Origin of the sequence: Pantoea sp. E2023-21, assembly GCF_051302795.1 — a bacterium.
GTDB classification, from domain to species: Bacteria; Pseudomonadota; Gammaproteobacteria; order Enterobacterales; family Enterobacteriaceae; genus Pantoea; species Pantoea ludwigii_A.
Window position 1 is genome coordinate 160,775 of record NZ_CP195345.1, and the last position, 23,058, is coordinate 183,832.

General features: G+C 54.3%; 23 protein-coding genes. 11 read left to right on the forward strand and 12 right to left on the reverse strand.

The window, feature by feature from the left end:
* Positions 1 to 336 precede the first annotated feature (336 nt).
* From ACRQ84_RS19740 to ACRQ84_RS19765, 6 genes are read left to right on the forward strand one after another with little or no spacing between them, the layout of a single operon-like run.
* The gene (locus ACRQ84_RS19740; RefSeq protein WP_483818323.1) at positions 337 to 1,542 is read left to right on the forward strand and encodes an SfnB family sulfur acquisition oxidoreductase; all 1,206 of its coding nucleotides are present in this window, start codon (positions 337 to 339) and stop codon (positions 1,540 to 1,542) included.
* A gap of 9 nt (positions 1,543 to 1,551) precedes the next feature.
* The gene (locus ACRQ84_RS19745) at positions 1,552 to 2,754 is read left to right on the forward strand and encodes an SfnB family sulfur acquisition oxidoreductase (protein ID WP_483818324.1); all 1,203 of its coding nucleotides are present in this window, start codon (positions 1,552 to 1,554) and stop codon (positions 2,752 to 2,754) included.
* Positions 2,751 to 4,112, forward strand: a complete 1,362-nt coding sequence (locus ACRQ84_RS19750; RefSeq protein ID WP_483818325.1) for an LLM class flavin-dependent oxidoreductase — start codon at positions 2,751 to 2,753, stop codon at positions 4,110 to 4,112. The genes ACRQ84_RS19745 and ACRQ84_RS19750 overlap by 4 nt, the downstream gene beginning before the upstream one ends.
* A 20-nt stretch (positions 4,113 to 4,132) precedes the next feature.
* Complete coding sequence (locus ACRQ84_RS19755; RefSeq protein ID WP_064739919.1) at positions 4,133 to 4,939, forward strand: MetQ/NlpA family ABC transporter substrate-binding protein; 807 nt, start codon at positions 4,133 to 4,135, stop codon at positions 4,937 to 4,939.
* Positions 4,940 to 4,941: 2 nt separating this feature from the next.
* The gene (locus ACRQ84_RS19760) at positions 4,942 to 6,042 is read left to right on the forward strand and encodes a methionine ABC transporter ATP-binding protein (RefSeq protein ID WP_483818326.1); all 1,101 of its coding nucleotides are present in this window, start codon (positions 4,942 to 4,944) and stop codon (positions 6,040 to 6,042) included.
* Entirely contained in the window at positions 6,026 to 6,676 is a 651-nt protein-coding gene (locus tag ACRQ84_RS19765) for a methionine ABC transporter permease (RefSeq protein ID WP_049851713.1), read from the forward strand. Before ACRQ84_RS19760 ends, ACRQ84_RS19765 begins: the two co-directional genes overlap by 17 nt.
* 86 nt (positions 6,677 to 6,762) lie before the next feature.
* Here the strand turns inward: ACRQ84_RS19765 and ACRQ84_RS19770 are convergent, their stop codons facing one another.
* Entirely contained in the window at positions 6,763 to 7,665 is a 903-nt protein-coding gene (locus ACRQ84_RS19770) for a LysR family transcriptional regulator (RefSeq protein WP_064739922.1), read from the reverse strand.
* A gap of 100 nt (positions 7,666 to 7,765) precedes the next feature.
* Between ACRQ84_RS19770 and ACRQ84_RS19775 the strand changes: the two genes are divergently transcribed.
* Entirely contained in the window at positions 7,766 to 8,833 is a 1,068-nt protein-coding gene (locus tag ACRQ84_RS19775) for an SDR family oxidoreductase (protein WP_483818327.1), read from the forward strand.
* Between the two features lie 379 nt (positions 8,834 to 9,212).
* On the forward strand, positions 9,213 to 9,890 hold the full coding sequence (locus ACRQ84_RS19780) for a MarC family NAAT transporter (protein ID WP_483818328.1): 678 nt from the start codon (positions 9,213 to 9,215) through the stop codon (positions 9,888 to 9,890).
* Positions 9,891 to 9,928: 38 nt separating this feature from the next.
* Here the strand turns inward: ACRQ84_RS19780 and ACRQ84_RS19785 are convergent, their stop codons facing one another.
* Positions 9,929 to 10,597 (reverse strand): DUF3313 domain-containing protein, encoded by a 669-nt coding sequence (locus ACRQ84_RS19785; protein WP_483818329.1) that lies wholly within the window; start codon positions 10,595 to 10,597, stop codon positions 9,929 to 9,931.
* A 433-nt stretch (positions 10,598 to 11,030) separates the two neighbouring features.
* Between ACRQ84_RS19785 and ACRQ84_RS19790 the strand changes: the two genes are divergently transcribed.
* Together ACRQ84_RS19790 and ACRQ84_RS19795 are read left to right on the forward strand one after the other, a co-directional pair.
* A complete protein-coding gene (locus ACRQ84_RS19790; RefSeq protein ID WP_483818330.1) occupies positions 11,031 to 11,345 on the forward strand; it encodes a DUF3302 domain-containing protein in 315 nt (104 codons plus the stop codon).
* A 4-nt stretch (positions 11,346 to 11,349) separates the two neighbouring features.
* Entirely contained in the window at positions 11,350 to 12,486 is a 1,137-nt protein-coding gene (locus ACRQ84_RS19795; protein ID WP_483818331.1) for an HlyD family secretion protein, read from the forward strand.
* Positions 12,487 to 12,610: 124 nt separating this feature from the next.
* Here the strand turns inward: ACRQ84_RS19795 and yahO are convergent, their stop codons facing one another.
* The 8 genes from yahO to ACRQ84_RS19835 all read right to left on the reverse strand — a co-directional run bounded on the left by yahO (position 12,611) and on the right by ACRQ84_RS19835 (position 18,874).
* Positions 12,611 to 12,880, reverse strand: a complete 270-nt coding sequence (yahO, locus tag ACRQ84_RS19800; RefSeq protein ID WP_483818332.1) for a DUF1471 family periplasmic protein YahO — start codon at positions 12,878 to 12,880, stop codon at positions 12,611 to 12,613.
* A gap of 162 nt (positions 12,881 to 13,042) precedes the next feature.
* Positions 13,043 to 13,672, reverse strand: a complete 630-nt coding sequence (locus ACRQ84_RS19805) for an NrsF family protein (protein WP_483818333.1) — start codon at positions 13,670 to 13,672, stop codon at positions 13,043 to 13,045.
* A complete protein-coding gene (locus ACRQ84_RS19810; RefSeq protein ID WP_483818334.1) occupies positions 13,659 to 14,216 on the reverse strand; it encodes a sigma-70 family RNA polymerase sigma factor in 558 nt (185 codons plus the stop codon). The genes ACRQ84_RS19805 and ACRQ84_RS19810 overlap by 14 nt, the downstream gene beginning before the upstream one ends.
* A 17-nt stretch (positions 14,217 to 14,233) precedes the next feature.
* Positions 14,234 to 15,466, reverse strand: coding sequence for a protein-disulfide reductase DsbD family protein (locus ACRQ84_RS19815; RefSeq protein ID WP_483818335.1), 1,233 nt, complete (start codon positions 15,464 to 15,466; stop codon positions 14,234 to 14,236).
* Positions 15,467 to 15,481: 15 nt separating this feature from the next.
* The gene (locus tag ACRQ84_RS19820) at positions 15,482 to 16,048 is read right to left on the reverse strand and encodes a peroxiredoxin (protein WP_064739928.1); all 567 of its coding nucleotides are present in this window, start codon (positions 16,046 to 16,048) and stop codon (positions 15,482 to 15,484) included.
* A gap of 92 nt (positions 16,049 to 16,140) precedes the next feature.
* On the reverse strand, positions 16,141 to 17,454 hold the full coding sequence (locus ACRQ84_RS19825) for a type II toxin-antitoxin system HipA family toxin (protein ID WP_483818501.1): 1,314 nt from the start codon (positions 17,452 to 17,454) through the stop codon (positions 16,141 to 16,143).
* Positions 17,448 to 17,687 carry a type II toxin-antitoxin system antitoxin HipB gene (gene hipB / locus ACRQ84_RS19830; RefSeq protein ID WP_483818336.1) on the reverse strand — a complete coding sequence of 80 codons (240 nt, stop codon included), beginning with the start codon at positions 17,685 to 17,687 and terminating at the stop codon, positions 17,448 to 17,450. Before hipB ends, ACRQ84_RS19825 begins: the two co-directional genes overlap by 7 nt.
* 521 nt (positions 17,688 to 18,208) lie before the next feature.
* Complete coding sequence (locus ACRQ84_RS19835; protein WP_483818337.1) at positions 18,209 to 18,874, reverse strand: TetR/AcrR family transcriptional regulator; 666 nt, start codon at positions 18,872 to 18,874, stop codon at positions 18,209 to 18,211.
* Positions 18,875 to 18,953: 79 nt separating this feature from the next.
* Between ACRQ84_RS19835 and ACRQ84_RS19840 the strand changes: the two genes are divergently transcribed.
* On the forward strand, positions 18,954 to 20,474 hold the full coding sequence (locus ACRQ84_RS19840; protein WP_064739931.1) for an MDR family MFS transporter: 1,521 nt from the start codon (positions 18,954 to 18,956) through the stop codon (positions 20,472 to 20,474).
* A gap of 5 nt (positions 20,475 to 20,479) precedes the next feature.
* Here ACRQ84_RS19840 and ACRQ84_RS19845 read toward each other — a convergent pair whose 3' ends face one another.
* Positions 20,480 to 21,895 carry an amidohydrolase family protein gene (locus tag ACRQ84_RS19845; protein WP_483818338.1) on the reverse strand — a complete coding sequence of 472 codons (1,416 nt, stop codon included), beginning with the start codon at positions 21,893 to 21,895 and terminating at the stop codon, positions 20,480 to 20,482.
* Between the two features lie 7 nt (positions 21,896 to 21,902).
* A complete protein-coding gene (locus ACRQ84_RS19850) occupies positions 21,903 to 22,865 on the reverse strand; it encodes an ABC transporter substrate-binding protein (protein ID WP_483818502.1) in 963 nt (320 codons plus the stop codon).
* Positions 22,866 to 23,058 lie beyond the last annotated feature (193 nt).

Sequence of the window (23,058 nt, forward strand, 5' to 3'; positions counted from 1 at the left end):
ATAAGCTCTGGCTTTCGTAAGGTCGCCATTAATGGCGACCCTACAAATGACTATATGCGGTTTTTAATATTCAATAGCGTTATTTGATCTTAAGAATAACTCGCCAATTTTTAATACTCACCAATTGCCCGCAGCGCCGCCTGTAGCCTGTTGTTGTTCCTCTAAAAATCGATAGCTTAATTATGGCAACGCATTGCCGGATATAGCATAACCGCGCTATTTACTTGTTTTAACCCCGCTGATTATCATCTCTTTCAATCCGTTATTCATTCCACGGCCTGCTGGCTTTTACAGTGCAGGCTTACTATTCGCTGTGCAGTAAAAGTGAAATCAGCTATGACGCAAAACAGTGACGAGATTATTAACCGCGCGGCGGTATTAAACAGCGACGCACAAGCCATCGCCGCCGCACGCCATTTGGCCGAGCAGGCGAAAGGCGGCGCTGTTGAGCGCGATCAACAACGTATCTACCCCATCGCGCTGCTCAACCAATTCACCGCATTGGGCCTTGGCAGCATCAGCGTGCCGCGCGAATTTGGCGGTGCAGGTTTGTCTTTCCAGACCATGGCCGAGGTGTTTCGACTGATCTCCGCCAGCGATCCGTCGCTGGGGCAAATCCCACAAAACCACTTTGGCCTGATTCAGTTCATCCTCGGCGAAGGATCTGCGGCGCAACAGCAGCAGCTACTTAGTGCGGTGGTGAAGGGCAAGCGTCTTGGCAACGGCGGGCCGGAAAAAAACACCAAACATACGCGTGATGTGCAGGCTCAACTGGTGACAACGTCACAGGGCGTGCAGCTCACTGGCGAGAAGTTCTACTCTACGGGCGCGCTGTTTGCCGACATTCTGGTCACCACCGCGATGCATGATCAGCAGCCTAAAATGGCGTTTATTCCGCTGCCAGCGACGGGTGTAGAGATTGTTGATGACTGGTCTGGTATCGGTCAGCGCACCACCGCCAGCGGTACGGTAAAACTGCAGCAGGTTGTCGTTGATCCGGCGTTGCTGATGCCGCTGCCCGATGCCGGGAAACCGACGCTACGCGGTGCGGTTTCACAGTTGATTCAGGCGGCGATTGATGCAGGTATTGCGCAAGGCGCGCTGGATGAGGCGCTGGAGTTTGTGCGCAGCAGCTCGCGGCCTTGGGTTGATGCCAATGTCAGCCGCAATGCCGACGATCCTTACATCCTCGCCGATGTGGGCCGCATCAGCACCGAACTCAGCGCCGCCAACGCGCTGCTGACGCGTGCCGCTCGTGTGCTCGACAGCATCGATCAGCAATCGCTGACCGCCGAAAACTGCGCACGCGCATCGATTGCGGTGGCAGAAGCCAAAGTGCTGACCACTGAAGTGGCGCTGCGTGCCAGCGAGAAACTACTGGAATGGGGCGGCAGTCGCGGCACCCTGCTGCGCCACGGACTCGATCGTCACTGGCGCAATGCACGTACCCACACGTTGCACGATCCGGTGCGCTGGAAAACCCACGCCATCGGCAACTATTACCTCAATGATGCGCTGCCTGCGCGTCATGCCTGGATTTAAGGAGCAACCATGACGCAGGTATCGCCTAAACAGCGCGCGACGCGCATTAAAAATGCCCTGCAGGCATTGCAGGTTGCGCAGGAACTGGCGCACCGTTTTCGTGCCGGTTCTGCCCAGCGCGACCGCGAAAGAGAACTGCCGCACGCTGAATTGCAGCAGCTGTTTCAATCCGGACTCGGTGCCATCACCGTGCCGCACGCCTTTGGCGGCATCGAGATTTCCACCGCGGAACTGGCCAAGATTTTCGTGATTTTAAGCGCCGCCGACGGGTCGATTGGTCAGGTGCCGCAGAACCATTTTTATGCGCTGGAAGTGCTGCGCATCAACGGCAGCGAGGCGCAGAAACAGCGGCTCTACGCCGAAGTACTGGAAGGTGTGCATCACGGCAATGCGCTGGCGGAATTCAGTTCGCCTGCCGCGCATCAGCGTTCTACTGCGGTTTCCCAGCAGGCGGAAGGCTTGCGCCTCAACGGCAATAAGTTTTACTGCACCGGCGCGCTGTATGCCGACCGTATTCCGACGCTGGCGATTGCCGATGACGGTAAAGAACAGCTGGTGTTTGTGCCGCGCCAGCAACCGGGCGTCAACGTGATCGATGACTGGAGCGGCTTTGGTCAGCGCACCACTGGCAGCGGCAGCGTGCAGTTCCGCGACGTAGCGATTGCAGCGGAAGACGTGGTGCCGTTCCAGACGGCGTTTGAGCGTCCCACTACCGTTGGGCCGTTTGCGCAGATCATGCATGCGGCTATTGATCAGGGCATCGCGCGAGCGGCGTTTAACGACATGCTCGATTTCCTGCGCCAGCGCGCGCGACCGTGGCCGGACAGCGGCGTGGAACGCGCCAGCGACGATCCGCTCACGCTCGATCGTACCGGTCGCCTGGCCGCGCGTCTGAGCGCGGGCGATGCGCTGCTGGCAATTGCCGGCGACGCGGTTGACGTGGCACAGCGCGATCCCAGTGCTGAAAATGTCGCGCTGGCCTCGGTGGAAGTGGCGAAGGCGCGCGCCTGGACCACCGAAGTGTCGCTGGAAGCCAGCAATCTGCTGTTTGAACTCGGTGGGTCGCGTTCCAGCCTGCGTGAACACAACTTTGATCGCCACTGGCGCAATGCGCGCACCCACACCTTGCACGATCCGGTGCGCTGGAAATATCCGGCAATCGGCAACTACCTGCTGAATGGCGTGTTGCCGCCGCGCCGGGGGACGATATGAGCCAAAAACACATTCTACTTAACGCCTTCAACATGAACTGTGTTGGGCACATTCATCACGGCATGTGGACGCATCCGCAGGATCGTTCGGTGGATTTCAACGCGCTCGATTACTGGCTGGATCTGGCACGTTTGCTGGAGCGCGGGTTATTTGATGGGTTGTTTATCGCCGACATACTCGGCGTGTATGACGTCTATCAGCAAGGGATTGGGCTGACTGCCAAAGAGTCGATTCAGCTGCCGGTTAACGATCCGCTGATGCTGATTTCCGGCATGGCCAGTGTTACGCAGCATCTTGGTTTTGGCGTCACCGCCAACCTGAGTTATGAAGCGCCATATCCCTTCGCGCGCCGCCTTTCCACGCTCGATCACCTGACCAAAGGGCGCATCGGCTGGAACATCGTCACCGGTTATCTTGATAGCGCCGCGCGTGCGATGGGCCAGCAACAGCTGCTGGCGCACGACCGCCGCTACGATCAGGCCGATGAATTCCTGGATGTGACCTATAAGCTGTGGGAAGGCAGCTGGCAGGATGACGCCCTGGTGCAGGATAAGCCGAATCGTCGCTACGCCGACGCCAACAAAATTCATCAGATCAATCATCAGGGCGAATTTTATCAGGTGCAGGGTTATCACCTGAGCAGCCCGTCGCCGCAGCGTACGCCGCTGCTGTTTCAGGCCGGCTCCTCGGCGCGCGGCGTGCAATTCGCCGGACGTCATGCCGAGTGCAGCTTTGTGAATGCCGCATCACCGGCGGCGATGCGCGAGCAATCAACGCGTCTGCGCCAGGCGGCGGTGGAGGCCGGACGCCATCCTGACGATCTGCGCATCTTTATGGGCGTCAGCGTGATTGTCGCGCCTACAGAACGCGAGGCGCAGGAAAAGCATCAAAGCTATCTCGACTATGCCAGCCCGGAAGCGGGCATCGCACACTTCTCCAGCTCGATTGGTCTGGATTTGGCGGCATTCGCACTCGATGAGCCGATTCAGACCGGCGACACGCGGGCCATAGAATCAGTGAGCAAAGCGTTCAGCGGCTGGACGCGCCGTCGTTTGCTGGGGCAGCACGCGATGGGCAGTCGTTATCCGCTGATCGTCGGTAATCCGAGCCAGGTCGCGGATGCGTTAATTAAGTGGATCGATGAAGGCGATATCGACGGCTTTAACCTGACGCGCATCCTCAATCCGCAGAGCTACCGCGATTTCATCGATCTGGTGGTGCCAGAATTACAGCAGCGCGGTCGCTTCAAGACCGCGTATCAGCCCGGTTCGTTACGGCAGAAAATTTTTCAACAACAGGACCGCTTGCCCGATCGCCATCCGGCGGCGCGCTGGCGCGACGGCGTTAACCTTCGTTAATTTAACCTCTGGGATCTGATATGAAAATTGCACGTCATTTTGCGCTGGCTGCCAGCGTCGCACTGCTGGCGTTTAGCGCCGTCGCCGCCGAAAATTACAGCGGACCGTTGAAAGTCGGCACCACTGCGGCCTTTGCGCCGCCGCTGGAAACTGCGGTTGCCGAGGCGAAAAAACAAGGGTTGAATGTTGAGCTGGTGGAGTTCACTGACTGGACCGCGCCGAACGTCAGCGTGGAGAATGGCGATATCGATGTGAACCTATTCCAGCATAAACCGTTCCTTGAGAATGCTAACCAGCAGGGCGGATTCCATTTGGTGCCGTTCGCGCCGGCGATCATCAACAACATCGGACTTTATTCGAAGAAACATACCGCGATTGACCAGATCCCCGACGGCGGCACGGTGGCGATCGCCAACGATCCCATCAACGGTGCGCGCGGCCTGCTGCTGTTGCAAAAAGCCAGACTGATTAGCTTAAAACCGGGCGCGGGCCTTAAATCTACCGTGGACGATATCGTCAGCAATCCGAAGCATCTGAAGATTATCGAAGTGGAAGCGGTGCAGCTGTCGCGTTCGCTGGATGAAGTCGATTTAGCCCAGGGTTATCCGCACTATCTGCGCCTGTCGAAGACCATCGACCCGAACAGCGCGCTGCTGTTTGATGGTCTGGAGCATCCGGAATACGTGATTCAGTTCGTGATCCGCGACGGTCATCAGAACGATCCGCGTCTGGCGAAGTTCGTTGATATCTATCAGCATTCGCCAGTGGTGCGCGCCAAACTCGATGACTTCTACGGCAAGCTGTATCAGCCGGGCTGGAGCCAGTAAGCATGGTTAGCCTGACGCTACCCGGCGAGCGCGATGCGCTGCTCTCGCCGACGACCGAGACGGCAGGGAAAGTGCATGTGCAGATTCGTGGCTTGAGTAAACGCTATCCCGGACAAACCCAGGAAGCGCTAAAAGAGGTCGATCTGCAGGTTAAGCGCGGCGAGATTTTCGGCATCATTGGACGCAGCGGCGCCGGTAAATCAACGCTGATCCGTTGCCTCAATCGGCTGGAAAATCCCACCCGCGGTCAGGTGGTGATTGACGGTGTCGATCTTGGCACGCTGAGCGATCGTCAGCTGGTGGATTGGCGACGCCGTACTGGCATGATTTTCCAGCACTTCAATTTGCTGTCGGCGAAAACGGTGCGTGAAAACATCGAGCTGCCGATGAAAGTGGCGGGCGTGCCTGCGGCTGAGCGGCGGCGTAAAGTGGATGAGTTGCTGGCGCTGGTGGGCCTTGAACAGCGCCAGCACGCGTGGCCCGCGCAATTGTCCGGTGGGCAGAAGCAGCGCGTCGGCATTGCACGCGCGCTGGTGCACGATCCTGAACTGCTGCTGTGTGATGAAGCCACCTCGGCACTCGATCCGGAAACCACGCGCTCAATTCTGGCGCTGCTGAAGAAGATCAATCAGCAGCGTCATATCACTATCGTGTTGATTACGCATGAAATGGATGTGGTGCACGATCTCTGCCATCAGGTGGCGGTGATCGATCAGGGCGTAATCATTGAGCGCGGGCCGGTGTGGCAGGTCTACAGCGATCCGCAGCAAGAGACCACGCGACAACTGCTCAATCCGCTGTTCAGCGCGCTACCGGAAGCCATTCAACCGCTGTTGACGCCGACGCGTCAGCATGCTGATTCACGTCTGCTGGTGCGCCTGCGCTATACCGGACAGGGGGCGCAACCGGATTTGGCGGCGCTCAGTGCGCGCGTTGGCGGGCAACTGACCCTGTTATTCAGCGCGGTGGAGTGGGTGGACAGCAAACCGACCGGGCAAATGTTGCTGCTTCTTGATGCGCGGCATGAATCTGACCCTGCGCGAGCAGTGTTAATCTCACTCGCTGATCAACTGGAGATACCCGGTTATGTCACTGGCTATTGATCGTTTATGGGTTGGGCTACTGGATACGCTGCTGATGGTGGGCGTGTCGTCGCTGCTGGCGCTGGCGCTGGGATTGCCAATGGCCGTGATTTTGGTGGTGACTGGACGCGGCGATCTTTTCCCGAGCCCGCTGTTGAATCGCGTGCTCGGCTGGGTAGTGAACCTGTTCCGCTCGATCCCGTTTTTGATTCTGATGGTGGCGCTAATCCCCTTCACTCGCTGGATAGTCGGGACCACCTACGGCGTATGGGCGGCAGTGGTGCCGCTCACATTGGCAGCGACGCCATTCTTTGCGCGTATCGCCGAAGTGAGCCTGCGTGAAGTGGATAAAGGGCTGACCGAAGCGGCGCAAGCGATGGGATTCCATCGCTGGCATATTATCTGGCATGTGCTGCTGCCCGAAGCGCGGCCCGGCATCGTCAGCGGGTTTACCATTACGCTGGTGACGATGATTAACGCCTCGGCGATGGCGGGTGCCATTGGCGCGGGTGGGTTGGGGGATTTGGCGTATCGCTACGGTTATCAGCGCTTTGATATGCAGGTGATGCTGACGGTGATTGTGGTGCTGGTGGCGCTGGTGACGGTGCTGCAGTTCTTTGGCGACAGGTTGTCGCGTAGGCTAAATCACCGCTGATAAAGTAAGCGCGATGAATCGCGCCGCTACAACCACGTGCACATGCCGTAGCGGCGCGATTCATCGCGCTCTTTTGACCTTTATTCTTATCTGATCTGTAATCCTTCTAACGCTGCCAGTAGCGCATCCACTTTAGGTAGCAGCTGCTTGCGGCGTGGCCATATCAGCGTTAGGGCCAATCCGTCCGGCTGTTGCTCGGGCAGAATGATCTCCAGCTCGCCGCGTGCCAGCGGTTCACGCACCAGCCACGATGGCATCTGTGCCACACCCAATCCGCCACATACAGCCTGTACCTGCGCATCCACATCCCCCAGCGCCATTCGGTGCGGCAGGTTACGCCAGTGCGGATAGCCATCTTCCGTGGTGAACAGCCACGGCTTGGTGCTGCCATCGACGCGTTCGTACATGATCGCCTGATGTTGCAACAATTCGGCTTCGTTATTGGGCCGCCCCACGCGTGCCAGATAATCGGGTGACGCGCAAAACACCATGCGTTCGCGTCCCATCTGGCGACAGCCAAGCGAGGCGGGCAGATCCGGCGATCCACCAATGCGCACCGCAACATCAATCCCTTCATCAAACAGATCGATAAAGCGATCCGAGAAGGTCAGATTGAGCTCCACGTCCGGATGCTGCTGGCAAAACGGAATCAACAGCGGCATAACACCCAAGCGTCCGTAGGTATTGGGCACCGCCAGTCGCAAACGCCCGGAGGGAATGGAGCGCTGTGCCGCCAGCACCGCTTCGGCTTCTGCCAGCTCCTCCATAATGCGCAAACAGGTTTGGTAATAGGCGTTACCGGCATCGGTGAGTTTCAGGCTGCGCGTGGTGCGCTCCAGCAGGCGCGAGCCGAGGCGGGTTTCCAGCCGTGTCACACTTTTACTGACTGCTGAACCGGTGAGATGCAGGCGTTCGGCGGCGGCGGCAAAGCTGCCACCCTCGACGCTGGCAACAAAGGGAACAATATCTTTCAGGCGCTGATCGTGCATGTATTCGTGAACTCAGGTTGTGAATGCTGTGAATTAATGCCACAGATAGGAATTAAATTCTCTAGTAGACTTAGCGTTACTGTAACTGAGGAGAATTAAAATGCAAAAGCAGGCATTGATTGTAGGCATCAGCGGCGTGATTGGTCGTGCGCTGGCGGAAAAATTACAGCGCGAAGGTTGGAAGGTAACGGGTTTATCGCGCGGGCGTGGCGCGGTGCCGGAAGGCTGCCGCAGTCTGACGGCCGATCTTACTGATGCAGACGCGGTACATGCCGCACTGGCGCAGGAGAAACCAGATGCACTGTTCTTTAGCGTTTGGTCTCGCCAGGAAAACGAAAAAGAGAATATCCGCGTCAATGGCGCGATGGTGCGCAACGTCATTGAAGGCTTGGGCGAGCGCCTGAACGGCGCGCATGTGGCGCTGGTGACCGGCTTGAAACACTACCTCGGTCCGTTTGAAGCCTACGGTAAAGGTGCGGTGCCGGTAACACCCTTCCGCGAAGAGCAGGGCCGCCAGCCGGTTGATAACTTCTATTACGCTCAGGAAGATGAAGTATTTGCTGGCGCGGAGAAATATGGCTATCGCTGGAGCGTGCATCGTCCGCACTCTATCGTTGGCTTTGCGCTGGGTAACGCGATGAATATGGGCCAGACACTGGCGGTATACGCCACGCTGTGCCGTGAGCAAGGTTTGCCGTTCATCTTCCCGGGTTCGCCAGAACAGTGGAACGGCGTTTCCGATGTCACCGATGCTGGTTTGCTGGCGGAACAGTTACTGTGGGCCGCGACCTCGGCAGAAGCGGCCAATCAGGACTTCAACGCGGTGAACGGCGATGTCTTCCGCTGGAACTGGTTGTGGCCACGTCTGGCTGCGTACTTCGGTGTGGAAGCGGCAGCGTATCCGGCGCAGATGATGCCGCTGGAAGGACGCATGCAGGATGCACCGGCAGCATGGCGTGAAGTGGCGGAACGTTATCAGCTGCGTGAGGCGGATATCACCAAACTGGCGTCGTGGTGGCATACTGACGCGGATTTGGGCCGTCCAATGGAAGCGTTTACCGACATGAGCAAGAGCCGCAAAGCGGGCTTCACCGGCTATCGTTCCACACTGGATTCATTTACCCAGCTGTTTGATCGCTTGAAAGCGGAGAAGGTAATTCCACAGTAAAGTTCTCGTTTAGAAAAAGGGCGGCGCGCCGAGGCCGCCCTTAAATCCGGCATTAGTAACGAGTCCTGCTTTAATAAGTTAGGGTGGCCATCTAAATAAAAAACGCTGTGCTTTAGCCCTGATGATCCCGCCCTTTTATTAGTCCTTTCTTTCCTCTCACTTTTCGAGCATAACGCGGGCTTGACTTGTATCTATTTTTTAATTCTTTTCAATTATGCTCATCACCACCTATGATTAGAATACTTTCCAGAAGGTCAGTAGCATTCTGCCTATTAACCTATATATTCTTGTCAGTATTCAATTATTTTTTATTCATTAATATGCTCGACCGGCTGACTTTACGCCCATCATGACCTCTGATTATTTTAAGGACCACGCTATGCTTGAGCTAATTAAAGCTATTGGATTGGGATTGGTGGTAATTTTACCCCTTGCCAATCCGCTCACTACCGTAGCGCTGTTTCTTGGTCTTGCGGGCGATATGAATTTTCAGGAACGTAATCGCCAGGCGATGCAGGCCTCAATCTATGTCTTTTTGATCATGATGGTGACGTGGTACGCCGGCAGTGCGGTGCTACACACCTTTGGTATATCGATTCCCGGCCTGCGCATGGCGGGCGGATTGATTGTGGCCTTTATTGGTTTTCGCATGCTTTTTCCGGCGAAACCGGTTGGGCATTCCGTCGAAGCCCGGCATAAGCAGGATGAACAGGGCGCTGCCGATGATAATCTTGATAGCGTGAATATTGCCTTTGTACCGCTGGCGATGCCAAGTACTGCGGGGCCGGGGACCATCGCTATGATTATCAGTTCCGCTTCTACCGTCAGGTCGGGCGTGGATTTTCCAGCGTGGGTGGTAATGGTCGCGCCGACGCTGATATTTTTGTCCGTCTCGGTGATTCTGTGGATTTCCCTACGCAGTTCCGGGGCGATTATGAAATGGGTGGGGAAAGGCGGAATTGAAGCCATTTCACGTTTGATGGGCTTTTTATTGGTGTGTATGGGCGTGCAGTTCATCATAAATGGCGTGCTCGAAGTTATACGCAATTTTCACTGAGTTGCACCGTTTGCTTCATTGGTGCACCATTCGCAGCTTTATTGTTTAGGAAAATTAGCGACGTCCTTAACCAGATCATCAACAGCACTTTTTAAATCTGCAGAGGTTATTGCTGCCGTGCTGTTTGAGATGGTGCCACCGTAGGCTTTTCTCACCACTTTCAGGACCGGTTTATTAGTAGAGACATCTGTCAGCACACCTTCGATAAAGAAGAACGTGTTTTGGGAGCGTTTCCCTGCGACGGTCATAGTTCCAGCAATTACCGCTGTCACCGGCAACAATTCATAAACCCGAATATCTTTGTTTTCTGCTGAAACACCAGAAATAGCGACGCTAAAGATCAGTCCACCTTCATGTGGTTGGTTGCTCAATGGCTTGACCGCGTTCACAGCATTTTTGAGTTTCAGTTCGATTTGCATCCTGAGTTGTTCCAGCGTTGCTGCACTGACCCGACTGTTTGGCACGGGCGGAGGATAGAAAACAACAGGCGTCATATAAATATCTTTGTATTGATTGATGCGAAAGTCAGGTGCGATCCAGCGAAGCACCTGATGTCCAGATGATGTTTCAACCTCCGTTAAATTTGAGTAATCTTTCATGAAGCCTGAATACTGTTGGGTATCCGCAACTTTAGACGAACATCCAGCGAGCATGAGACAGAACGAGATGATACCCAGTTTGATAGATAAGCTTTGTGAGTTGATCATATAATCCCCCAGGGGTTTTTAATGATTTTATTACGCATGTGTGAAAATCAACCGTAAAAACGTCACTTTTAATTTAGCAGTGGAAATAATAAATGGCATGCTGTTGCGCTAATAAATTAGCAATTAAAAACCCTCAAGATACAATCTTATGATTTATATAACGTTAATATGTTGGCAGTATGGCGCACAAACATGCGTTAACTCTCTATTTGGCTGTGAAAGTTGTACAGTATGTTTAATTTTGTACATATTAAATTCATAGCAGGCTATTTATTTCATTCAAAAGTGTTGTTTTTTGTGATGAACCTGAGTGCGTTAAGCCGGGTTTGCTATTTATTGATGGTGCTAAATAAATTATTTCACTAATTAAATGCCCGGGAGAATTAATGCGGTCTATATTGATTTATATGCTTAGCGTAAATCCGAGGCTGTTATGTTTCTTAATTACTTTGCGCTTGGGGTTTTAGTGTTTGTTTTTCTTGTCATCTTTTACGGGATAATTGTGCTCCACGATATCCCTTATCTGATTGCGAAAGCACGTAATCATCCTCACGCGGATGCAATTCACGTTGCGGGCTGGGTAAGCCTGTTTACACTCCACGTCATATGGCCGTTCTTATGGATTTGGGCCACGCTATATCGGCCAGATCGGGGCTGGGGAATGGAGGCGAAGAACGCGTCGCTTGAACAACGTATAACCGCGTTGGAACAAAAAGTGAATGCAGACCGGGGTTCGCCGACGGAGTGACATCATGGACTTGCTGATTATATTGACCTATGTCGCCTTTGCATGGGCCATCTTCAAAATATTCAGAATACCGGTAAATAAATGGTCAATCCCAACGGCAGCCTTGGGCGGCATTGTGCTGGTCAGCAGCCTGATATTGCTGATGAATTATAATCATCCCTATACTTCTTTGGCACAGAAAGCGGTTATCGCCATCCCCATCACGCCTCAGGTAACGGGTATTGTTACTGAGGTCACTGATAAACAAAATATGCGGGTTAGGAAAGGGGATATGCTTTTTCGCCTGGATCAAACCCTATTCCGGGCACGCGTTGATAGGTTGAATGCTGATCTCGTCACCGCCATCCATAATATTCACGTGTTACGTGGGCAATTAGAGGAGGCCCTCGCCAATACGTCACATGTGAGTGCAGAACGAGACCGCTTATTCAAAAATTACCAACGCTATCTGTCCGGCAGTAAAGCGCGTGTCAATCCGTTTTCTGAAAGAGATATTGATGATGCAAGGCAAAACTTTCTCGCCCAGGACGCATTGGTAAAAGGGTCGATTGCAGAACAAACGCAGATAAAAAGTCAGCTGAATAGTATGGTAAGCGGAGAGCAATCACAGATTGTTAGCCTCAGAGCGCAGTTAGCTGAAGCGCAATATAATCTTGAACAAACAATTATTCGTGCGCCGAGCAATGGATACATAACGCAGGTCTTGATCCGTCCAGGCTCTTTTGCATCGTCTTTACCTCTGCGGCCAGTGATGATTTTTATACCCGAACAGAAGCGTCAGGTTATTGCGCAGTTTCGACAAAACTCGTTATTGCGTCTTACGGCCGGTGATGAAGCGGAGGTGGTATTTAATGCGTTACCAGGGCAAGTATTCAACGCAAGACTGGTAAGAATTCTTCCTGTGGTTTCGGGCGGTACTTATCAGGCTCAGGGAACCTTACAATCTCTGACGATTGACCCCGGTTCGGACGGTGTACTGGCAGTGGTTGAATTGGATCCTGATGCGGCAGTCGATGCGTTACCGGATGGTATCTTTGCACAGGTGGCTGTTTATTCTGAACACTTTTCGCATGTTTCAGTTATGCGTAAGGTATTGTTGCGCATGACCAGCTGGGTTCATTATCTGTATCTCGATCATTAGTGAAACAGCGCTAACTGAAGATTGAGCAGGGAATTCGTTAAGTCGGAATTAACGTTGATTAAAGGCGAAAGTACTGCCTTAACATAAGTCTTAGTGAAATACTCATGCAAAGGCAGTTTTGCAATTACTTTTTCTTATAAACGATTGCAGTACCATGTATTTTGTTATTGGTGTTCGCTGAGGTAACGATATAAATATCGCCACCTTTTTCATCGGCTAATTTAGACAGTTCCTCTCTCGCACTCGCGGGATCGGTTTCACCTGAGGTGGAAATGTTTCCTACCTCTACATATTGATCTTTTACCTTTTCAAACTCTACTTTTGTCATCAGGTCTGCAGCGAGTGAACTGAAAGATACAGAGCTTGCTAATAATACGAAAATTAATTTTTTCATACATATCCTTGGATGAGGTAAATGATGGGAATTTAATTGTATTGCTATTATTCTATAGTTTATAAAAGTATCCTTTACAATGTGATTGAGCCGATTTTTATTCTTTTGCGCAGCCTCGTCACCCCCAAGAATTAACTTAGGCAACGCACGCTTTCACGCGGCTCACTTCAACGTCACCCAACGTTTTCCCACCAGCACGGTCATCGCCACAATCGTGACTATCGCCGCCAGATGCATAATGAAATCCAGTGGATGCAGGTGCACCGGATGGCAAAATGCCAATAGCGCAACCGCCATGCAGGAAACACCCAAGCCCGCCATGGCTAAGCTGCGCACCGGATATAGCGCTCGCGTGCGGCGCAGGCTAACGATCATCAGCACCATCATCGGTGTGCTGACCACCAGCAGGAAAGTAAAGCAGCGTGTGCTGTAGTTGTCATGCACCAGCGGCACTTCGCCGGGAATCTGGCTGATGCTCATGCCGAGCCACAGCAAACCGATCGGCAGCAGCGCTTTCCAGCTGATACTGCGGCGTCCGGCGATGCTCATATTAAATGCGCTGCGGATCGCCAGCGTGCCGAGTATAAAGGCCAGCACCAGCTGGAGAATCGCCTGCAGCGCACCGGGCTGCGTCCAGTCGGTGAAACTGCGCTGCACCAGGAAGCTGGCGGCAATGCCGCAGGGTAAAGCCAGCAACAGCCAGGCGCAGACGCGCCAGCGGGTGGATCGCAGCGGTTTTACCGGCCGCATCTCGCGACCGAGTTTTTCAATTAACAGGTTATGATCGGTCATGATTGGCTCCAAAGCGGCGCAGATTAGTTAATGCGCGGTGCAGCAGTGATTTCACCGCTGCGACACTGAGATGGTTATGCTCGGCCGCTTCCGTCAGACTCATTTCGCGCAGATGCACATGTTCGACAATTTCGCGCTGACGCGAAGGCAGCTGGCGCAGATAACCGGCCAGCTCTTCCTGCGTGTCCTGCTGCAGTGCGTCCGACGCACTTGCCGCTTCCGGCACCCATTCGTCGTTGACTTCCCACTGCTGATGGCGACCCCGTCTCCGCAGGGCATCGATAGCGCGCGCCGAGATGATCGCCATCAGCCAGGGTAAAAAAGGGTAGGCAGGATCATAGGTGTGACGCACCCGATGTACCGTCATTAGCACATCCTGAATCACATCTTCTACCAGTGCATCGTCGGCGATCTGTTTGCGCGTTTGCGAACGAATCACCGGCACCAGCGCTTTCAGCAGTCGGGTATAGGCGAGCTGATCGCCAGCCTGTGCCTGTTCCATTAGCGCGGGCCAACTTTCGCGCGCGCTATCGCTTGTGTGCATAATCCGCCTTGTTGTTGTTACGCCTTCTTGCCCGCCGCCTGATTAAGTGCATTCACCACAATGCTCGGTGTTAGCACCTGCGGCAGCACTTTCGGCGGTCCACCATCGGCGGGGTACACCAGATACATCGGTAATCCGCCCTGACCGAATTCACTCATCGTGTCATCGACGTCCGGGTTAAATTTAGTGGAATCTGCCACCATGTACAGCGTACCGGTTTTGGTTATGGCATCTTTCACGGCTTGGGTGGAGAGCGAGGTTTTCTCATTCACCTGGCAGGTGATGCACCACGAGGCGGTGAAATCGACAAAGATCGCTTTACCATGCCCGCGCTGCGCTTCAACCGCCTGTGGCGTCCATTTGGCTTTAGTGACCTCCGCCGTCAGCTGATCGCCCGCCAGGCCTGCGCCGGGTTTGATCAGGCTCGGAAGCGGGGCGATTACCGCCACAATCAGTACCGCCGTGACGGCAAACAGTACCTTATGACTTTTACCCGCAAAGTGGCGATGCTGCGCCATACCGTATAGCCAACCTGCAAAAGCCACAATCACCGATGCCGCCAGCAAGGTGGCCAGCGCCGCGCTTCCCGCTTGCTGAGCAAGCACCCAGACCAGCCAGGCATACGCGCCAAACATCGGGAACGCCAGGCCGCGTTTTAACACATCCATCCATGCGCCGGGACGCGGCAGGAACTTAGCCAGCGCCGGGAACAGCGATACCAGCGTGAATGGCGCGGCGAAGCCGAGCGCCAGCGCGAAGAAGATCACCAACGCAACGGCAGGCGGTTGTACCAATGCATAGCCGATGGCGCTGGCCATAAAGGGTGCCGCACAAGGCGTTGCGACGATGATCGCCAATGCACCGGTTAACGCCGAGCGGGTAAAGGCACCGCGGCCGACATCAACCGAGCCGACGCGTTGTACCGACAAGCCAACTTCAAATACCCCGAGCAAATTGAGCGCGGCGGCGAGGATGACCAGTGACAGCAGCGCGATCACCAGCGGCGATTGCAGTTGGAAGCCCCAGCCCACTGCGGCGCCACCGGCGCGCGCCGCCAGCAAGATGCCCGCCAGCGCCATCATGGTCACCACAACGCCAAGTAAAAAGCCTAACCCTTCACGACGCGCGCTGGCGGCATTATCGGTATGGCGTAACAGCCCGAGCGCTTTCAGCGAGATCACCGGAAATACGCAGGGCATTAAATTCAGAATGATGCCGCCGATGAAGGCGGCCAGCATGGCGGTTAACATCGCTGGCCTCTTTGCTTAGTGAGTTTGTGGGTGAGATGCGTCGTATTGCTTAACGGCGGCCAGCGCTTTATCAATATGCGTTTCTGGGTTTCTGTCAGTGTAACTCAGCAGAATATTGCCATCAGGCGCGATCACGTAGGAGGTACGATCGGACAGGGTTTTGCCTTTCATCTGCATAGTGGTTTGATACTGCGCCGCCACTTTTGCACCTGGATCGGCGGCGACAGTAAATTTATCGCGGCACTCCAGTTTAGAAAAATCGCTGACCTGATCGGTATTGCCTGCGGTCACGCCCACCACCGTGGCACCCATTTTGCTGAAGCTGTCAGTGGCTTCAGCAAAATCGTGCGCTTCAATAGTACAACCTGCGCTAAACGCTGCCGGGAAGAAATAGAGCACCACCGGACCTTTCTGCAACGCTTTTTGCAGCGAGAAGGTCAAGGGCTTACCGGCTAACGCGCCCTGCAGTTCAAAGTTCGGTGCTTTCGCGCCCACCGGCAGTGCGGCACCGGCGTTGAACGCGGAAAGACCCAGTGCTGCTGTCATGGTCAGGGTACAAACGAGGGATTTGATGCGTTTCATTCTCTGCTCCTGCGAAGTATAGAAATGCCGAATTGGATAACTCATTAGTTCAGTTCGCTGGGGCCGGGAGGAAAGTTTCGGTCGGGGAAAAATTATTTTTGCAGACGCGCTAACATCCGCAAGCTGTTGTCAAAAAGGGGGTCAACAATACGCTGCGGGAAATCCGTGGGTAATGTTCGGGTCACTTGCTCCATCGCGACGGCCATTTCAGCAATAAAGAAATCAATTATCTCAATCATCTGATTCTGGTCAAAATTAACCTGCTTAGCGGTGGCTAAAAAATGGCGCGGGAAAATTTTATCGATCTCATTTTTTCTGCCTTTGCTGGCTTTCAAACTCATTGCCAGTTTCAAATCGCGGATATTGAGTCCGTTTCCGCCCATCGATGTGAAGACAGAAATGATGTCGTAGAAAGGCGTGAGACGATAACTTCCGCCGCGCTCGATAAAGACAGAGAAATTTTTGGCATGACCATCCGTTGCGCCGATCAGCCACTGGAATACCTGGAATTTCATAAAGGAATAACGATCTTCTAATGCGTTACTGGATCCCATCAGGAATTGCATGATGTCGGCGATGCCGGGTCCACCGTCAGATTCATATTTCAGCGCTGACGGTAAGCCGAATGCCTGACATATGTCTTCCTGGGGTAAGCGCAGCAATTGTGTCTGCTGGTGGTTCCAGCGCCGATCAAAGCGTTGCACGGCCAACGCCTTCATCTTGCCAGCGTAAATGATGCTGGCGTCAGGTACAGCAAATCCCAATGCTCGCGCCAGTGCCAGGCAAAGGTACTCATTTTCGACGCTTTCACGCATATCCAATGTGGCAAAAGGTTGCTTAATCTCACCGATGGGCAATTTGATGATGTGCGATGTGGGCGTGGCGCCATGTGGAATGGCCCAGCCTTCCCCCATTGCCAACAAGGCTGTTTTTTCCTGAGCACCCGCTACCGAGATGCGGAAATCGTGTTCTTCACTGATCATGCCCAATGGAATATCCGCCTGATAAGCCGATAGGACACGTTCCAGCTTATGTTCATCCAACCGTTCGGCGTCCAGGCTTAAATCTGCGGGTGTACTTTGCGGTGGCAGGAGCATCACGGCACCGACGCTGTCTTTGCCAATTTCGCTTAGCAGATCGAACGGCTGACGTGATTTAGCACGATAACGCGCGACGATGCGATCGCGTACTAAAGGGCTGTCAGGCAGTAAATTATCAAAATAATTGAGTACTGCGGCGGATGAAATCACAGGCAACTGTAACGGCAGTGACAGCGATAGCGGCCTGGCGAGTCGATTGCTCAACCAACCCGGATGATATTGGAAAGTGTGCGACCCATTGGTGTTGCGCGTCAGGATGCCTACGCGTTCGCCGTTCATCCACGCGATCAATTCCTGCTTCACCAGTCATTCTCCTGACCCGTTATGGCGGCGTCTTTTTCCTGGACGTTCATGTTTAGATCAAGCGACTGCAAGATTTTGAACAAAGTCGCGAGCGTGGTGAGGTCGGGATTGTTTTCAAAGTGAGAAATGGTGGATTGTTTCAGGCCAACTTTTTGCGCCAGCTCACCTTGCGTCCAATGATTTTGTTGGCGAATGAGTTTGAGGTGATTAGCCAGTTGGCGCGGACTGTAAATCATGGCGAATCCTCTTGTCACCAGCGCTTTTATGCTGAAATTAACCCACAGGTAGATAATGGGCAACTTATCCCTTAAAGGGGATAATGTCAACTTTATCCCTTGTGGGGGATAATGACAGGATTATCCCCTGTTAAGGATAAATTTGATTTTTAGCGAGACGCACTAGAGGGATAATGCTGCACACTTAGGCCATAAAATGCGTATCTATCCAGGTGCGCATGAATGCGCACCCTACGAAAACCCAGCGAATTAAACGCAGGAGCGCATGAATGCGCACTCTACGAAAACCCAGCGAATTAAACGCAGGTGCGCATGAATGCGCACTCTACGAAAACCCAGCGAATTAAACGCAGGCGCGCCATTCATGGCGTAAAGCCGATCAGTTAAGCCCCGTTTTATTTACCGCACATTCCGTAGCGGCGCGATTTATCGCGCAATAAATTGCGCCGCTACAACATGTTCGCTGGGTAGTTGGGGTTTTCATCTCTTAACTGACAAGCATTACGCCATTCATGGCGACCTTACGAGGCGGGGCGGATGCCCTGGCAGAAAAGACTCAAGGTGTGTTGAACAATAAGCTCACGATTGAATGTGAGATCGTTAGCAAAGCGGGTGAAGGGCACCAGCACGAGGCTAAGGATCGAGGTCATCAGCAGTTGTGGTTCCAGCTCAGCATTGAGTAATCCTTGTTGCTGCCAGCCTTCAATGAGGTTTTTCACCTCATCACGCTCACCGTGACCAAAGCGCTTTTTAATCTGCTGGCCTAACCCGCCTTCACCTTGCATCACTTCCTGCATCCATAGCGGTGCAAACCAGTTGTGAGTGCTGACGATATCCGCCACTTCATGAATAAAGGCGGTGAAAGTAGTGACAGGGTCACGCGGGTCGTCCATAAAGTGCGCCACCAACCGCTGGCGTAACGGCAAAAAACGCTCCTCAACCACGATATCCAGCAAGGATTCACGCGATTGAAAATAGTAATTGAGCATCGCCGGACTCACGCCCGCCTTACGCGCAATGGCGTTGAGCGAGGTTTCACCGATGCCGTTTTCGGCATACAGCGCTAAGGTGATGTCGAGCAGATGTTCGCGCTGCTGCACGTTAATTGCGCCACCCCGTGGGCGGCCCGGGCGGCGAGGTATTGCCGCGTGAGTCATTTCGTCAGCAGGGACTTTTCGTGCGGTCATCTTTACTCACTCACTTGATTCATGTCAGACTGCGTTTAATATTAATTGGGTATTTAATTAATTACAATTGGTGTCTGTTATGCAACCCCAAACACTCGCGCCGCAGTCGGATCACGGCAAGGACAATCCTCCTTCAGTCCGCTTACTGATGGGCGCTTTATTACTGGTCATGCTGTTAGCAGCATTGGATCAGACCATCGTCTCCACCGCGTTACCGACCATTGTCGGCGAGTTGGGCGGACTCGATCGCCTCTCGTGGATCGTCACCGCCTATATGCTGGCTTCGACAATTGTCGTGCCACTGTACGGCAAGTTTGGTGATTTGTTTGGCCGCAAAACGGTACTGCAAATTTCAGTGGTATTGTTCCTGATTGGCTCGGCGCTGTGCGGCCTGGCGCAGAATATGGAACAGTTGATTTTCACCCGCGCACTGCAAGGTTTAGGCGGTGGTGGCTTGATGGTAGTAAGCATGGCGGCGGTCGCCGATGTGATCCCGCCACAAGAACGCGGCAAATATCAGGGCCTGTTTGGCGGCGTATTTGGTCTGGCAACCGTCATCGGGCCGCTTCTGGGCGGTTTTATTGTGCAGCATGCGTCGTGGCGCTGGATTTTCTATATCAATCTGCCGCTGGGTTTGATTGCGCTGGTGATCATCAACGCGGTATTCAAGACCGACAACAAGCGCAAGCCGCATGAGATTGACTATCCTGGCGCGGTGTTTCTCAGCCTGGCGCTGGTGGGCATCACGCTGTTTACCAGCGAAGGCGGCACGCTGCGCGCATGGTCCGATCCACTGTTGTGGTGCATTCTGGCGTTTGGTGTGATTGGGGTGATCGGTTTTATTTATGAGGAGCGCCGCGCCTGGGAACCGATTATTCCGCTGTCGCTGTTCCGTAACCGCAGTTTTTCCCTCGCCAGTTTAATGGCATTTATCGTCGGCATGTCGCTGTTCGGCAGCGTGACATTTTTACCGCTCTATTTGCAGGTGGTAAAAGGTTCCACGCCGACCGAAGCCGGTTTGCAACTGTTGCCGCTGATGGGTGGGTTGCTGATGACCTCTATCGCCAGCGGACGCATTATTAGCCGTACCGGTAAATATCGTCTGTTCCCGATAGGCGGCACCTTGCTGGCGACCCTCGGCATGGCGCTGTTGACCACGCTAACCATTGATGCGCCGCTGTGGCATATCTATCTGTTTGCCTGCGTGTTGGGCATGGGAATGGGCATGGTGATGCAAGTGCTGGTGCTGGCGGTGCAGAATACCGTTACGCCCGATCGCATCGGCGTTGCCACGTCGTCGGTAACGCTGTTCCGCTCAGTTGGCGGTTCGATTGGTGTGGCGTTGTTTGGTGCGGTGTTTAGTCAGGTGCTGAAATCGGGCCTGACCACGCTGGTGGAACAGGGCAAAGCATTACCGCGCGCGCTCGATCCGCAGGCGGTGCATCATCTGCCTTATGACGTGCAACAAGCCTATTTGCAGGTGTTTGGTGATGCGGTGCACTCAGCCTTTCAAATGGCAACTGGCGTCATGTTATTGGCCTTTATCCTGTCGCTGTTTTTACCGGAATCACCGCTGCGTAAGAAAGACGCAGCGGCTTAACCCGTTTACCCTGCCGCGCGCTGCTGCAAGATTTTCACCGCTTGCGCAGCATCGCGGCCCAGTTCAGCCAAATCCAATCCGGCAATGACATCATTCTGCACCAGCAGTTTTCCTTCACAAATCAGCGCGTGCAAATTGGCGCGACCACCGCTGGCCACCGGGCCAATGGCGGGATCGTGCAGGCCATAATAACGCGGATCGTCCAGGCGGTAGACGGCGATATCCGCAGCCATGCCTGCTGCTATCCGGCCGGTATGCAAGCCCAAAATCTTTGCGCCACCTGAGGTGCCCCAGCGCACCACATCTTCAATGCTGGCAGCGTCGCCGCCGCCTTCAAAGGTTCCACCGGCATAGCGCGGCTGCGCCAGCATGCCTTTGCGTGCACGCTGTAACTGCCAGGCGGCGTGGGTTTCGCTTTGCATGTCTGCCGCCTCATTCGACGCCGCGCCATCGACGCCAATCGAGATGTTGACCCCCGCTTGCTCCATCGCCACCAAATCGGCAATGCCGCTACCGAGGCGCGCATTACTCTGCGGACAATGCGCGATGCCACTGCCAGCCGCACCCAACATCGCGATCTCTTCCGGCAGCAGTTTCACCAGATGGGCAAACCACACATCGTCACCAATCCAATCGTGTTCGGCGCAAAACTGCAGCGGCGTCATACCAAACTTCGTGCGCGCAGCATCGAGGTAATCCACGGTTTCCGAAAGATGGCTATGCAGGCGAATACCGAGTTGACGCGCCAGGCGCGCGCTTTCGCGCAGTTCCTGCGGCGTGGTGGAGTGCAGCGTGGTGGTCGGTGCCATCACAATGCGGCGCATTGCGCGATCCTGCGGTTGATGATAGCGCGCCACCAGGCGGTCGACATCGGCCATCATGCTATGAAAGCTCTCCGGGCGCAGCGCGGTGGGCAAGTCGCTTTCTAAGCCGCGACTTTGCGTGGCACCGCCGCGACAGAGCACGAAGCGCACGCCCAGTTTGTCGGCTTCGTCGAACAGGATCGCTGCGCCATCAAACGGCATACCAGGCCAATAGAGATAGTGATGATCGGCAATAGTGGTACAGCCAGAACGCACCAGCTCGACCAGACCGACGCGCGCGGCAATACGAAACGTCTGCTCGTCAAAAGCGCCACGAAAACGATACGGCGTCGCGGCCAGCCAGCCGCTGAGGCTAAGATTTAGACCTTGCGGCTCGCCTTTGAGCAGCGATTGAAACAGATGATGATGCGTGTTGACCCAGCCGGGATAGACCACGCAATCACGGGCGTCGATCACCGTTTCATCGGCGACAGCGCTCAGTTCGCCCATCTCCGCAATCAGACCATCACGGATACGAATATCGCGCGCGCTACTTCGCGGTTGCTGTTTATCGCCGGTAAGAATCGCGGCACAGTTTTTAATTAACAGTTGGCTCATGGCAACTTTACTCCGCTTTCGCGGCGACAAACTGCGTGCTAAACGCGCGCTGCCAGTCGGTTGAGGCTTTAAGCAAACCGGCGTTGACCATAAAGTCGCGCGTTGCCTGCCAGCGTTTATCCGTCATAACGCCTAAACCTTGCTTCGCCGCATCACCACCGTCAATCAGGTGCAGCGCTTTCATTTGCGACACGCCGAAGGCCAGAATTGCGTCGGTCATTTGCGGGTTCTCTTTTTTGATTAGCGCATTGCCTGCGGCCGGATTGGCGAGGTAGGATTTCCAGCCCTCCATCGATGCCGCGACAAAACGCTTCATGACCTCAGGCTCTTTTTGCAGTAAATCGTCGCGTGTCACCAGAATGCCGCCATAGGCCGGATAGCCATAATCGGCAAAAAGATAGAATTTGCTGTCCGGCTGCACCTCTTTGATTTGCTGCACTTCGGATGTGGCGTAGGCCTGCTGCGCGGTATTTTTATCCGCGAGGAACGGTTGCATGTTGAAGGTGTAAGGGCGCGCCTGACCATCCTGCAGCTGATATTTGCCTTTCAGCCACGGCCACCAGCTGGCTTGTCCACTGGCTGACACCAGCACGGTTTTGCCTTTGAGCTGATCCAGCGACGTCACATCGCCATGGGTAACAATGCCTTGCGGATCAAACTGAAACGGCGCGGCGATGGCTTTTAGCGGGAAGTTGCGCTCAATGCCCTGCAGCACTTGCAGGTCGTAGCTGACGATCACATCCGCACGGTTCGCCAGCAGTAGCGTCATGTTATTCAGCTGCGGTCCGCCGGAACGCACTTCAACTTCCAGCCCGTACTTTTTATAGATACCGGTGGCGAGCGCCTGGTAATAGCCGCCTTGCTCTGCCTGCGCGACCCAGGTGGTTTGCAATACCAGTTTGTCGGCGGCGTGCGAAAGTGCAGAGGTGCTCAGCAGAGCAGCGAATAAGGAGAAACGGAAACGCGACATTGTCATAAAACCCCCAATAAACGTTGAGTTTGTTGTCGTCATCAGGGGCGTAGCGGCGCATGGCGTGCTCACGATGCCTGGAAAAAGCATCGTCCCCTGACGAGGTACAGCTAATGCTGTAGAGCAATGTCCTGCGTGAAAGTGGTGTCACGCTGACCGCTTATACTCAGTGTCGATTTAGCAAAGCGCATGC